11 protein-coding genes are annotated in these 13305 nt (G+C 44.7%); 6 read left to right on the top strand and 5 right to left on the bottom strand.

Going from position 1 to position 13305, the window contains the following annotated elements:
• The first annotated feature begins 260 nt into the window (after window positions 1-260).
• Window positions 261-2990, top strand: coding sequence for a DUF5916 domain-containing protein (locus PJIAN_RS07675; protein ID WP_084252320.1), 2730 nt, complete (start codon window positions 261-263; stop codon window positions 2988-2990).
• On the opposite strand, the gene PJIAN_RS07670 is transcribed toward PJIAN_RS07675, so the two are convergent.
• Window positions 2991-3848, bottom strand: coding sequence for an ATP-binding protein (locus PJIAN_RS07670; RefSeq protein ID WP_068703726.1), 858 nt, complete (start codon window positions 3846-3848; stop codon window positions 2991-2993). It abuts the gene before it with no gap.
• 138 nt (window positions 3849-3986) lie between these two features.
• On the opposite strand from PJIAN_RS07670, the gene PJIAN_RS07665 reads away from it, so the two are divergent.
• From PJIAN_RS07665 to PJIAN_RS07655, 3 genes are all read left to right on the top strand, one after another.
• Window positions 3987-4868 carry an AraC family transcriptional regulator gene (locus tag PJIAN_RS07665; RefSeq protein WP_068703724.1) on the top strand — a complete coding sequence of 294 codons (882 nt, stop codon included), beginning with the start codon at window positions 3987-3989 and terminating at the stop codon, window positions 4866-4868.
• Window positions 4869-5011: 143 nt separating this feature from the next.
• Entirely contained in the window at window positions 5012-5725 is a 714-nt protein-coding gene (locus PJIAN_RS07660; protein ID WP_068703722.1) for a pirin family protein, read from the top strand.
• A gap of 20 nt (window positions 5726-5745) precedes the next feature.
• Entirely contained in the window at window positions 5746-6201 is a 456-nt protein-coding gene (locus PJIAN_RS07655) for a DoxX family protein (RefSeq protein ID WP_068703720.1), read from the top strand.
• Window positions 6202-6262: 61 nt separating this feature from the next.
• On the opposite strand, the gene PJIAN_RS07650 is transcribed toward PJIAN_RS07655, so the two are convergent.
• Window positions 6263-6814 carry a DUF1697 domain-containing protein gene (locus tag PJIAN_RS07650; protein WP_068703718.1) on the bottom strand — a complete coding sequence of 184 codons (552 nt, stop codon included), beginning with the start codon at window positions 6812-6814 and terminating at the stop codon, window positions 6263-6265.
• A gap of 3 nt (window positions 6815-6817) precedes the next feature.
• Window positions 6818-7246 carry an acyl-CoA thioesterase gene (locus PJIAN_RS07645; protein ID WP_068703716.1) on the bottom strand — a complete coding sequence of 143 codons (429 nt, stop codon included), beginning with the start codon at window positions 7244-7246 and terminating at the stop codon, window positions 6818-6820.
• Window positions 7247-7331: 85 nt separating this feature from the next.
• Between PJIAN_RS07645 and PJIAN_RS07640 the strand changes: the two genes are divergently transcribed.
• Window positions 7332-7727, top strand: coding sequence for a DUF4258 domain-containing protein (locus PJIAN_RS07640; RefSeq protein WP_068703714.1), 396 nt, complete (start codon window positions 7332-7334; stop codon window positions 7725-7727).
• 69 nt (window positions 7728-7796) lie between these two features.
• Here PJIAN_RS07640 and PJIAN_RS07635 read toward each other — a convergent pair whose 3' ends face one another.
• Window positions 7797-8384 carry a rubredoxin-like domain-containing protein gene (locus PJIAN_RS07635; RefSeq protein ID WP_068703712.1) on the bottom strand — a complete coding sequence of 196 codons (588 nt, stop codon included), beginning with the start codon at window positions 8382-8384 and terminating at the stop codon, window positions 7797-7799.
• A gap of 181 nt (window positions 8385-8565) precedes the next feature.
• Entirely contained in the window at window positions 8566-9816 is a 1251-nt protein-coding gene (locus tag PJIAN_RS07630; protein ID WP_068704646.1) for a glycoside hydrolase family 28 protein, read from the bottom strand.
• Window positions 9817-10138: 322 nt separating this feature from the next.
• Between PJIAN_RS07630 and PJIAN_RS07625 the strand changes: the two genes are divergently transcribed.
• The gene (locus PJIAN_RS07625) at window positions 10139-13120 is read left to right on the top strand and encodes an outer membrane beta-barrel protein (protein ID WP_068703710.1); all 2982 of its coding nucleotides are present in this window, start codon (window positions 10139-10141) and stop codon (window positions 13118-13120) included.
• Window positions 13121-13305: the final 185 nt, after the last annotated feature.

The following is a 13305-nucleotide window of genomic DNA, read 5'->3' as shown; positions in this document are numbered from 1 at the left end:
CCGGTTACTTGTCTTTGAAATGTTGCTTTATGCGCTCTTTTATTTTGGAATAATCTAAATTTGTGTGATTTACATTAGAAATAGTTCGAATTAATGGGCATTCGACAAATGTAATGGAGGTTGTGTACATGAGCTATTATAGCTGGTTAATTAACAATTTTAAAAATCTTCGTTTATTTACAATCTTTTGTTTAACTTTGGTGCTACAGTTTTTATTGAAAAATGAAAGTCAATATTTAATGGCATTTTGACAAAATACAATGACGTTTGTTTGTAAAGTGAATAAAGAGTTGAGAGCTGACAGAGCCAATTATAGTCCTGTTTTTTGTAATACACTAAAGAGAGACAGGATTCTTTGGCTATTACTGTTTGTTTTTGTCATTTCTTTACCTCAAATAGCAGCCCGAAATAAACAAACCCGGTCGTGGCAAGCGAAAGATTCTGTTTCAAAGCCAGTTGCAAAACCATTGCGCGAATATACCACTCACTACATTGCTCACAAACCTAAAATAGACGGGCATCTCAATGATTCGTGCTGGCAGGCTGGTGAATGGGCCGGAGATTTTGTTCAATGGATTCCCAAGGAAGGAGCAAAGGCCTCACAAGCTACTTATCTTAAAATTCTATACGACGATAAGAATATTTATGTTGGAATCAGGGCGGTCGACAATGAGCCGCGTAAGATTCAGCGCAGGGCTGCCCGTAGGGATGTGTTTTCCGGAGATGTGGCAGGCATAAGTCTTGATAGCTACCATGACAGACGTACAGGGTTTGAATTTGATGTGACCGCTGCAGGCCAAAAGTTGGATGGTATCAATACAAACCCATGGAATACGGATTTGACATGGAATGCTGTGTGGTATGCGAAAACTGCACAGGAAGATTCAGCCTGGACTGCCGAAATGGCTATTCCTTTTTCACAACTTCGCTATAGCCGTTCTAAAGATCAGGTTTGGGGACTTCATTGCTGGCGATGGATCAGTCGTTTCAAAGAAGAGAGTGATTGGGAGCCTCAAACATCTACCGGCCCGGGAATTTTGTATGCTTATGGATTGTTGAAGGGATTAAATAACCTTCCAAAATCCAAACGGTTTGAGATGATTGCATCGGGTCTTGGAAAAATCAACACATTCAAAAAGGATCCTCTGAATCCGTTTGCAAATAAGGGATATACATTCGGGAGGAATATAGGGTTGGACGCCAAAATCGGTTTGACAAGTAATTTTACGGTCGATATGACGATAAACCCTGATTTTGGTCAGGTAGAAGCGGATCCTTCCGAAATTAATTTGACGGCCTTCGAAACTTTTTTTACGGAAAAACGTCCGTTCTTTCTTGAAGGGAAGAATATTTTTGCCTTTGATGTGGACGATGTCAATCTGTTTTACTCGCGTCGTATCGGTCATGCACCATCGTATTCTCCTGATTTGGCCGATAATGAATACCTTAAAGAAACAGATAACGCAACAATAATAGATGCTGTCAAAATTTCGGGAAAAACGGAGAAGGGGTTAACCCTTGGTATTTTACAGAGTACCACATCAAAAGAAAATGAACAGTTAAGCACAGCCACAGGACAAAAATCTATTACGGTAGAACCTTTGACAAATTATTTTCTGGCTCGTGTGCAGCAGGATTTCAAACAAGGAAATACTGTTCTAGGCGGAATAGTGACATCAACAAACCGGTTTATCCGCAATGCACAACTCGATTTTCTAAACAAAAATGCTTATACCGGCGGCATTGACCTGTTGCATCAGTGGAAAGATAAAGAATTCTACCTTGATGGCAAGATGATTGGAAGTTATATCACCGGCAGTAAACAAGCCATGCAGGAAATGCAGCAATCTTCTGCCCGCTACCTGCAGCGTCCTGATATTTCCTATGCACATTATGACAGCACACGTAACTCTCTGTCAGGGTGGGGCGGTGACGTTAAAATTGGAAAAGGGAGCAAAGGTCTTTGGCGGTATTATACCGAACTTTCATTTCGTTCTCCGGGTCTTGAGCTGAATGATATGGGATATATGCAAACGGCAGATGTTATCCGACAAAATAATTATCTGGCTTATTTTGTCAACAAACCGGTATCCATTTTCAGGACTTACACATGTGTAGCTTTCCTGAATAATAACTGGAATTACGGGTTGCAATATTTGTCGTCATCGTTTACCGGAGCAGGGTATGCCGAATTTCTTAATAAATGGAGCATTAATAACTCTCTTACGTACACAACTGAGGCTCTGGATACTCGTATTCTTAGGGGTGGTCCCGCTATGTATGTTCCGGGCAACTGGCAGGAAAATTTTTATATTAAAACAGACGATTCTAAGGCAGCTTATTGTTCTTTGAATTACATTCGCAATTTTCCAAATAAACAAGGAAAAGGGTCTCAATATTCCACAACGTTTACAATTCAACCAATTTCGGCGTTGAAATTCTCTCTTAATCTGAATTATGCTTTGAATGATAATGTTTTGCAGTATGTAGGTTGTGCTTCGGACGGCGGTTGTGACAAACCCATCATGGCGTCGATTAATCAGAAAACGCTGGGAGCTACTTTTCGTGCCGATTGCAACCTGACGCCGGAATTATCACTACAATATTACGGTAGTCCTTATTCATCTGTGGGCAAATACTCTGCATTCAAGCATATTACAGATCCGTGCAATAAATCATTTGAAAAACGTTTTACGCTGCTGGATACCTCCAATTATAGCGACGATGCTTATCAAATAGACGAAAACGGGGATGGAAAAACCGATTATTCAGTCTCCAACCCCGATTTCAACTACTATCAATTCAGATCTAATTTTGTACTCCGCTGGGAGTATCGAGCCGGTTCTCAGCTCTATTTTGTATGGTCCAATGAAATTACCAACTACCAAAATCCCGGTCATGAGCCGGTAACTGCTATCTTTCGGGGACTTTCTAAAGGCACCGTTAATAATGTCTTTTTAGTGAAACTTTCCTACTGGTTTTCTCTCTGATCAGATCCAGCGTTCCGTTAGTTGCTCGCCCTGTACATTGAGAATAATTTCCTTCAACGGTACTTTGCGTTCGGCTTGTTGTAAGGCTATCTGAGCCAGTTGCGTTAGCCCTCCGCAGCAGGGCACTTCCATGCGTACCACAGTCAGCGTGTTGATATTCGATTCGTTGATCATAGCCGTCAGCTTGGAAATGTACGAATCTTTGCCATCGTCCAGTTTCGGACAGGCAATAGCTAAAACTTTGTTTTTGAGATATGCCGAATGGAAATTACCTGCGGCAAAGGCGGCGCAGTCGGCAGCCAGCAGTACATCGGCTCCCTGAAAATAACCGGCGTGAGGATTGAGCAGGTGCAACTGTACCGGCCATTGACGGAGTTGAGAGGCTGTGTCTCCCTGCGTGGTTTTTGTTTCAGTACCGGCAAATGTAAAGCTCTTCGAGCCCGGACAGCCCTGATGATGTCCGTGCGCCTGCATCATGGCGGCAGTCGGTTTGTTGCGGATCGAACTCAGATCGACCGGAATATTGTGTTCCTGAAGATATTTAATGCCCTCCTGCAGGTAGCCCGTTTCGCCGTGTTCTTTGAGGTGACGGAGGTGTGCCAGAATCGTTTTTTCACCTTTTGGGGCAATACGTTCCATCACAGCCGTTTCGCTGTAGGGTTCGGCTTCGCGTTCTTCCAGTTCGATGGCTCCCACCGGGCATTCCCCGATACAGGCTCCCAGTCCGTCGCAAAAGAGTTCGCTTACCATGCGGGCTTTCCCGTCGATCAGCTGTAGCGCGCCTTCGTGGCAGCCCGTAACGCATTGTCCGCAACCGTTGCACTTTTCTTCGTCTATTTTGATGATTGTCCGTTTCATTGTTATGAGGTGTTTTATATGTTTTCTGGTGCAAAGATAGAGTGCTTCGACGGTTGAAAAGTGTAACCAATATTACAACGGGAAGATTTTTGTGCTGGGTATCGTAATCCGGCAGAATCGTGCTATTTTTGCATTGCAATGGAACAGACTCCCGAAATAGTAACTCACTTGATCGACGATCATCTCTTCGAAACTTCCGGTTTCGCGCTGAAACGGATGGAAGACATCTATCGAAAGAACAACGGAGCTCCCGATGTGCCACACCGTCACGACTACTATTCCATTATTTTTATTGAAAAAGGAGAGGGCGAACATGTGGTCGATTTTACCACATACAAGGTAGAAAACCAGACTATCTACTTTTTGTTGCCGCAACAGATGCACCAGGTGATTATGAAGAGCGAACCGAAAGGGTGGGCTATCACATTCACCGAACAATTTCTGATTCGCAACGCCATTCCTGACAAAATGATTAACGACCTCTATCTTTTCAACGATTACGGCCAGTCGCCTCCGTTGCCCATCCGCGATGAGGATATGCCGGTCTATGTCGGTCTGGTGGAGCAGATGTTTCATTTTGCGCAGGCGATAGAGAACTACAAACTGGAGGCGGTCGGTTCGCTGGTGAAGTTGTTCCTTATTCAGAGCAACAACCACTGCTCCATGCACAAGCTGCATAATCCGCAAATGGTGGAGACCAGTAATCATTTGTTGCGCAACTTCAAAAAACTGCTCGATGAGCACTATGCTTCTTGGCACATGGTCTCCGATTATGCCGCGGAGATGGCAGTGACCGGCGACTACCTAAACAAAACGGTGAAAGCTCTTACCGGAAAGTCGGCCAAAGAGATGATTCAGAGCAAGCTGCTGACAGAAGCTAAACGTGCGCTCATCTTTACTCCGGTATCCAACAAAGAGTTGGCTTTCTCTCTCGGTTTTGAGGAAGCGGCTCATTTCAACAATTTCTTCAAGAAGATTTCGGGGCAAACCCCCTCCGAATTCCGCGCTTCGGTGCATTAGTCCTGATTTTTGCAATCATTCCCCTGATTTACGTACTTCGACCGCTTTTTTGCTGCCGTACCTTTGTCACATCAAACAACACGGAATACGGAACAAGCGGCTTCCAGGTCGCTTAGTATTACACCCGCTAAAATATCAGGACAATGAAAACAATACTTCATACGGCAACAAGCAGGGGTCATGCCTACCACGGATGGCTTAATACCTACCATACCTTTAGTTTTGCCAACTATTACAATCCGGAAAGGGTTCATTTCGGGGCGCTTCGGGTGCTCAACGACGATACCATTGCCGAGGGCGAAGGGTTCGATACACACCCGCACGATAACATGGAGGTGATTACTATTCCGTTGCATGGCGCGGTCGAACACAAAGACAGTATGCACAACAGCGAGATTATCCGTTCGGACGAGATTCAGGTGATGAGTGCCGGAACCGGGATTTTTCACAGTGAATACAGCAAAGACGGTTTTGGCGATACCTCGCTGCTCCAAATCTGGGTTTTCCCCAACAAGAAAAACGTGACACCACGTTACGATCAGATTTCGCTGGCGGATGTGGCGAAAAAAGACGAACTATATCAGGTTCTCTCGCCGAACCCCGACGATCAGGGTGTATGGATTCATCAGAATGCATGGTTTCATCTGGGAGATCTGTCGGAAGGGTGGACAGGTGAGTACACATTGAAAAATCCCGGCGATGGCGTTTATTTCTTCGTGATAGAGGGAGAAGCCGAGGTGGCAGGACAAAAACTCAACCGACGCGATGGCTTCGGGGTTTGGGAAACCGACACTATTGCAATCAAAGCAATCAAACAAACACAACTTCTATTGATGGAAGTTCCAATGTATTTTTAATCAATAAATAACTCAAAATTATGATCAAACAATTTTTTTCAACGAACACACAATCGTGGTCGTTGCTTATAAGTAGATTAGCCCTCGGGGCGGTGATTTTACCTCACGGCATGCAAAAAGCGTTAGGCGCTTTCGGTGGATATGGTCTGAGCGGAACCGTCGGGTTTATGCACGGACAGATGGGAATGCCGGTGATTCTGGCATTGATGGTGATCTCAGCCGAATTTCTCGGCAGTATCGGAGTAATTCTGGGTGCAGGTACCCGCTTTATGGCCTTCTCTATAGCACTTACGCTGGGTGGTGCCATGTTTCTGGGCGGACATGTCGACAACGGTTTCTTTATGAACTGGTTCGGCACGCAGAAAGGCGAAGGAATGGAATATTTTATTCTGGTGCTGGGTCTTGCCATTTCAATTCTCATCGGCGGTAGCGGTAAATTCTCCGTCGACAACTGGATAGCGAAGAAACTGAAATAACATTCCAACTATATTTTCCCGCACACGGGTAAGCCGGTTTTCTGGTTTATTCCGTGTGCTTTTATTTTAAATCGGCTGCCATTCCGGCCAGCTTGCAGGTTGTTGCCCAGTTGCGGGCAGTTACGGTGGTGCGGAGCTGCTTCTCGAAAAAGTTGGAGTGCCATTTGGTCTGTCCGTAGCCGTCGGGATAAAAGAAGTAAAGGGTCTTCCCAATAAAAGCAAAGCGGCTGTTGTCGTCAATTTTGGTTTGTACTTTAGCAAGGGTAGCGGCGTCGGGAATCGAACCTAAGAACATCACCACTAACTTATCGGGTGTCGCTTCTGCTTCTTCGGAAAAAGGGTTTTGAGCGACAATCTTTTGCATCTCTTCTTGCGTGCGGATCACAACAGGCACATCAAACCCGAAACGGTCTTCAATTGCCTTGCTGATGCGGAGAGAAAGAATGTTGTCGGTCTCGTTTGTTTGGGCAGAGAACAGTACATTTCCACTTTGTATATAGGTAGTTACCTGTCCGAATCCGAGTGATTCGTACAATGCCTTCAGATCGGACATTTTGATTTTCTTGTGTCCGCTGATATTGATTCCCCGCAAAAGTGAAAGGTAGATCGCCATTCTTTAGTGTTTGTTTTTTTCTGCGGCCGCCAGATATCTTTCCACGGCATCCTTAGGCCACGGGATGGGGCGTTTACGATTGACGTCATAAAAGCAACCCGACTGCCGGCCGGAGCAATGCACGGTTTCGCCGCTGCATATCTCAAACGCCATTACCCATTTCGAAGCACCCAGCTCTTCCATCCAGGCGTAACCGGTAGGCTGATCGAAAATGGAGAGCGGAGTTTTGTACTCCACCTCCGTTTTAGTGAGAATGGGAGAGCGATTTTCGGTCATCATCTCCTTGTAGGTGTAAAACTGGTCGAGGAAGATGTGGCGCATGTCTTCGAACCATTTTACATAAACAATATTGCTCACGATGCCCATGGCATCTATTTCATAGGCTTTGATATAGATATCGAGCGATATTTGCAGTACGCGATTGTTACTCATAACGGATTATTTGACAGGATGACGATTGTGGCTTCCAAAAGAAGTCCTAGCTTTGCAAAGATAAAATCTTAGCAGAACAATTCCAATGAAGAAATTACGAATCGGAGCCCTGTTTTTAATTCTTTCGCTGTTTTTTGCCTGTCAGTCACGACCAGCCGGACAACCGGCATCCGACAGCGGCGAACTGAATCGTAATCCTGCCAAAATAAGCTATTCCAAACATGCCCGTTGCCGGATGGAGTGCCGCAATATCGACGAAAAAGAGGTAGCCGACCTACTGCATCACGGTTATATTAACTACAAAAAGAGTAATCTGAAGGCCGACGATTGCCACAAGCGTTACGCTCTGGAAGGCTATGAGAATGGCGAAAAGTTACGCATCATCGTAGCTTCGTGCGGAAACGAAACCACCGTTATTACCTGCATCGATCTCTCGCACGATTGGCCCTGTCATTGCCCGGGCGATGAACGGCATCACTGATATTGAAAAAGGCATCCTGAATCACTCGGGATGCCTTTTTGCTTACATTCACTTTTTCTATTCTGATATTTATGCTTCTTTTGCCGGAACTTTTCCTTTTTTTACCGGATAAGAGCCCGGGAGAATTACGTCGAGAAGGTGCTTGCCCAGCAGGCCGAGACGCACCGCGAAGCCCAGACTGAAGATGCTGCAAATAAATCCCCACATATTGTATTCACCGTGATAGGAGAGTGCAAAGGTGAGTCCCGAGCTGATAAGTATCAGGCAACTGTATAGAATCTTTGCCTTCAGCAGCGGCGGAGTCAGCGATTTAAAACGGAATAATCCGTCGATAATGCCGGTCACGATCGAAGCGAGGATGGTGAGCGGATAGACATAGATTGTAAAAATCAGCACATTCGAAAATACTTCGTTCAACAGATTCGGGAAGAGCCATATAAAGGCCATCAATGCCGGAATCATAATCACAAATGTCTGTGAAAGGTGGATGGCAATGGGGTGCATATCGAGGCTAAGCACTAAAAGACGATTAGCGGCAACACGTTCGCGATATGGTTCAAAAGCCTTGCGGGGCATTCCACAAGCGGGGCATACATCGCCCAGTTTGTCGGCTTCCATCACGTATCCGCAAGGTTTACAACGTACAAGTTCTTTCATTAATTCTATCTGTTTTATTGGACAATATTTGAGTTAGTAACCCTTCCTTTTAAGATTTGTTCTTTTGGGTCACCAAATATGACTTCAAAGATAATGGTTTTTTAATTTAGGAAAATGATTTTTCACCTGTTTTTTTGAGGTCAGGTCCGTTTTATCCAATTAATGTAATGCGCGACACAGATTATTTTGTCACTAATGGTTTACCATTCACCATGACATTAACAGTTTTAATTCCCTGAAATTTGGTTATCAGCTCAGGTGTATCTGCCTTCGCGGTAATGTTTTTGAAGGTGAAACCCGCTACCTGATCGCTCGGGTTGCTTTCCATGATGCCGAAACTCTTACAGGTAACGTTGATGTTCTCCATTGTAATGTTGCGCACAATGCCGTAGGGTTTTTCGGTACTTCCTTTCATGTCGAAAAACTGTTTCCAGGGGCGCATTTCGATGATGTTGCCACACCGGCCGGTAATGTTGCTTATTTTAATGTTTTCGTAGGTTTGGTAAGTGTCGGGGCGCAATTTGATGCGCAGAATAGGACAATTGTTGTCCATCTTGCAGTTACGGACGATGATATTGCGTGCCCACAGACTTTCGCTGCCCAGCGTGAGGGTGCCGTGGGTGTCGCCGAAGGTGCAGTTTTCTACCAGCACATCTTCCACCGGACCGTTTTCGGGCAGATTTCGGGCATTCGGACCCTTGCCACCTTTGATGCAAACACCGTCGTCGTTCACCGAAATGAAGCAACCACGTACCACCACTTTTTTACAAACGTCGATATCCACGCCGTCGCTGCTGGGAGCCGGCACCGGTTTGAAGGGCGCTTTGATGGTACAGTTTTCGATCAGCACGTTGTTGCACTGGTAGAGGTGTGTAGTCCAGAAACCGGAATTGCAGAGCGTGGCATTGCGAATGATGACATTGTTGCATCCCCAGATAAAGAGCAGGCGCGGGCGGTGCACCTCCAGATTGGTACTCGATTTGCCTATCTTTTTCATATCTTCGCGGTGCGTCCAAAACTCTTTCCAGAACTTGAGTCCGTTGCCGTTGATGACTCCCGGTCCGGTAATGGTGAAGTTATTGACGTTATACGCATTGATCAGTGCCGCGTAATAATCGAGCTTTTGCCCTTCCATGCGCGAAGGAATGAGCGGATAGTCGGCAATATTGTCCGATCCTTTCAATACGGCACCGTCCTCTAGTCGAAGCGAAGTGTTGGCTTTGAAGAAGAGCGCTCCGGTAAGAAAAACCCCTTTCGGAATAACAATGGTGCCCCCGCCCTCGGCGTTTGCTTTGTCGATAGTTTGCTGGATAAAGGAAGTGTTGAGTTGAGTGCTGTCGGTGCAGGCTCCGAAATCGGTGATGCGGTACTCTTTGGCCTGTGAGGTTGCAATGGATGCAAATAAGCAAATGATTAATAAAAGCTTGTGCATGAATGAGCTTCTTTTGAAATGGTTAGTGAATAAAATAAATAATGCGTCTGTTGTTGATTTCTCCGGATTCATCTGTTGGGTCGGAGCCTGATCAAAAATATCCTTAAAGATACTAACATTTTTGCATATGCAATGGTCGAAATGGAATGCAGGTAGGGTGTTCAGGTAGATTTCTTCCTTCTATTAAAGGGAATTAAAATAAGAGAGGATGTTGATGTTGAAAATATTTTTTAATCAATAGCTTAAACTTTGTTAGCCTGTGATAGTCAATATATGAAAACCCACACCTTGAAAAATGCACAAAACCATTTAATTCAGAAAGATGAAGATTAAATTTTATGCAGCTTTAATTTTGTGTTTCGCAACCGTTGCTTTATCTGCTCAGGGGCAGCGAGAGTCCAGTTCCGGAGCATCCATAAGTGCGGTCAACGTTGCTACAGTTAGAGCAACGATTGTAGATTCGGTGAATAATCAGCCCATCGAATTTGCTTCGGTGAGATTGTTCAATTCAAAGACAAATCAACTGGCACAAGGCGCGGTGACAAATCAAAACGGGCGTATTGAACTGAAGAATGTAAAACCGGGTGGCTATTATCTTTTGATGTCATTTACCGGATATAACACGAAACGGTTGAACATACGGGAACAAAATTTCCGGAGAAGCGTTATTGACTTGGGTAATGTAAAATTAGGGGCTTCGAATGTGATGCTGGGAACCGTAACCGTAACCGGTAAGTTGCCCGAAATGGTTGTAAAGGAAGATACCGTGGAATATAATGCCGCCGCTTTCAAGACTCCCGAAGGTGCGGTGGTTGAAGATTTGATTAAACGCTTACCCGGCGTACAGGTGGATGCCGACGGCAAAATAACCACGGCTGCGGGTAAACAAGTGTCTAAAATAAGGGTAAACGGAAAGGAATTTTTTGGGAATGACCCGAAGATGGCCACTAAGAATCTAACGGCAGATGTTGTGGATAAAGTACAGGTGATTGAAAAGAAATCGGATTTGGCCCTGTTGACCGGAGTAGATGACGATGAGCCCGAAACTATTATCAATCTTACCATAAAAAAAGGAATGATGAAGGGTTGGATGGGTAATATTTCAGCCGGAGTTGGTCAAATCCTCAATAATAAAAACGATGAAGATCCCCGATATGTAGCTTCTTCCATGCTAAACCGATTTACCGACACCGAGCAATATTCTATTGTAGGAAACTCGAATAATATCAATGAAAGAGCTTTTACTGATCGCGGAAACAATGTAATGTCGGGTCGTGGAAGCAGTTTTGGTGGCGGTGGAACCGGTGGCGGAACCGGAGGAGCTGGAATTACAAGTTCATCTACTGTCGGGTTTAATATGGCAAAGGAAGTAAATAAAAAATTGAAAGTAGGTGGTAATATATCGTATAATTATGGGGATAACTATACCAATAGCCGCAGTTTTCGCGAAAACATTTTTACAGACAGTGTCTCCTATCGCCGAAGTACCTCGATTGCCCGTTCTTTTACCCACAATTTTTCGATAGGCGGTAAAATGGAGTATCAGATGGACTCGGTGACTACATTTATTTTTACACCTACCTTTTCGTATAATTCATCATTGGCTCATAACTCTTCTTATCAAAAGTCCATGGCCGGCGATAGAGATTCTACCGCGGTAAACGAAAGTAATTCCTCCAGTTCATTAAGTTCCAACGGTACCAACCTGGGTTTGCAATTGGACTTTTCGCGTAGACTTTCGGCTAAAGGGAGACGTATAAGTTTCAGCGGCTCATTAAATCTGAATGAGAGTAATGGTAACGGGACAAACAATTCAACTAATATCTTCTATCTCGCTACAGGGAAAAATACGGTGTTTAATCAGGAAAATGCCAACACGGCAAACCGTAATTCTTACAACATGAGATTTACTTATGTGGAGCCCATTGCAAAGAATTATTTTATTGATTTCTTGTACAATATACAGTTCAATAATACTATCAATGAAAGGGAAACTTATGATTACGATCCGGTGAACGGAACATACAGCGACCTGAACGCAAACTACAGTCGTAGCTCATCCGTGCATTCTATCAGTCAGAATATCAGGGTCAATTTGAGATCGGTGCATCCCCGTTATACGTACAATATCGGTATGTCTGTTTCTCCAAGTTATACACGTAATTTGGGTTATATCAAAGATTGGTTTGGCAATGGTCTGGATTCTGTCTATAATGAACCGCAGCCCCGCAAAACGGTCAATTACGCTCCTCAGTTTGAACTTACCTACCGTTTCTCAGGCGACCGGATGCTTCGTAAGTTTTTGCGTCTTCGTTACAATGGAAGAACCAATCAGCCTTCGATCACACAGCTAGATCCGTCGCAGGATGTAACCAATCCGCTGAATATCCGCAGTGGTAATCCGGATCTGTTGCCGTCGTTTAATCACAATATTTCACTTGAATATAACAGCAATAACAGAGCGTCTCAGTCGTCGTTCAGTACGTCTTTGACCCATACTTTTGAGCAGAACTCAATTGTCAATTATACAACCTATGAGCCTCGCACAGGTGTGCAATACACGAAGCCAATAAACGAAAACGGTACGTGGAGCAGCCAGGCCGACATTTTATTTGCAACCCCGCTCGACAAACAGATGCACTTTAACCTGAACCTGAGAACCGGAGCCAGCTATAGCAATCAGGTGGGTTATACTTTGTTGCAAAAGCAAAGCGAACGCAATGTGGCACATACAGCGTCCGTCTCTCCCAATTTATCGATAAGTTACAAGAACAACTGGTTTTATTGTCAGTTCCGGGGGCTGCTCCGGTATAGTTCCGCTAACTATTCGATGGAGGGAATTTCTCCGCGAAAGTCGACTACCTATAATATCTCGTACAACAATCAGATAACCTTCCCCTGGTCATTCTCTTTATCATCCGACATTACTTATACAGCCAATCGAGGGTTGAGTGCCGGATACAACCAGGATGAGGTGATGTGGAACGCTCAACTGAACAAGGCGTTTTTGCGTAATAATGCAGGCTCTCTCCGTCTTCAGTTCAACGACATTCTTCATCAACGGCTTAATCTGAACCGGAGCGTTACGACTAACTCCATCACCGATACCCAGTACACCGCACTTACCAGCTATTGTATGTTGACCTTCTCTTATCGTTTCAATAATATGGGGAATCGCCGGAGTGGCAACCGTTCTCGTTCCGGTTTCGACCCATCTCAGATGCCGGGAGGATTTGATCGTCCTGCCGGTGGAGGATTTCCCGGCGGCGGTGGATTTCCGGGAGGTGGAGGTAGGCCCCGGTAAAGGTCTGTTATAATATGGAACGGGAGGTGTGATTTGTAACATACCTCCCCTTTTTATCCAGTGTTGTAGTTTGGAATTCACTGTGGCTTTTAAAAGTAAGCAAAAGAGTTCATCGTGTATTTCTATTAATTTTGAGTGATAATTATGGAAATGATGATGCCACTGCTGATTTACTGGAATTCCTG

The organism is Paludibacter jiangxiensis (assembly GCF_001618385.1).
Taxonomy (GTDB): domain Bacteria; phylum Bacteroidota; class Bacteroidia; order Bacteroidales; family Paludibacteraceae; genus Microbacter; species Microbacter jiangxiensis.
The sequence above is the reverse complement of the archived record's forward strand: the minus strand, read 5'-3'. Positions and strand labels throughout refer to the sequence as shown.

Bases quoted from the DNA above. Each gene is read 5' to 3' on its own strand.
- PJIAN_RS07635 (WP_068703712.1), bottom strand. From the start codon at position 8,384: ATGAAAGAACTTGTACGTTGTAAACCTTGCGGATACGTGATGGAAGCC.
- PJIAN_RS07625 (WP_068703710.1), top strand. From the start codon at position 10,139: ATGAAGATTAAATTTTATGCAGCTTTAATTTTGTGTTTCGCAACCGTT.
- PJIAN_RS07665 (WP_068703724.1), top strand. From the start codon at position 3,987: ATGGAACAGACTCCCGAAATAGTAACTCACTTGATCGACGATCATCTC.
- PJIAN_RS07650 (WP_068703718.1), bottom strand. From the start codon at position 6,814: ATGGCGATCTACCTTTCACTTTTGCGGGGAATCAATATCAGCGGACAC.
- PJIAN_RS07675 (WP_084252320.1), top strand. From the start codon at position 261: ATGACGTTTGTTTGTAAAGTGAATAAAGAGTTGAGAGCTGACAGAGCC.
- PJIAN_RS07660 (WP_068703722.1), top strand. From the start codon at position 5,012: ATGAAAACAATACTTCATACGGCAACAAGCAGGGGTCATGCCTACCAC.
- PJIAN_RS07645 (WP_068703716.1), bottom strand. From the start codon at position 7,246: ATGAGTAACAATCGCGTACTGCAAATATCGCTCGATATCTATATCAAA.
- PJIAN_RS07670 (WP_068703726.1), bottom strand. From the start codon at position 3,848: ATGAAACGGACAATCATCAAAATAGACGAAGAAAAGTGCAACGGTTGC.
- PJIAN_RS07630 (WP_068704646.1), bottom strand. From the start codon at position 9,816: ATGCACAAGCTTTTATTAATCATTTGCTTATTTGCATCCATTGCAACC.
- PJIAN_RS07640 (WP_068703714.1), top strand. From the start codon at position 7,332: ATGAAGAAATTACGAATCGGAGCCCTGTTTTTAATTCTTTCGCTGTTT.
- PJIAN_RS07655 (WP_068703720.1), top strand. From the start codon at position 5,746: ATGATCAAACAATTTTTTTCAACGAACACACAATCGTGGTCGTTGCTT.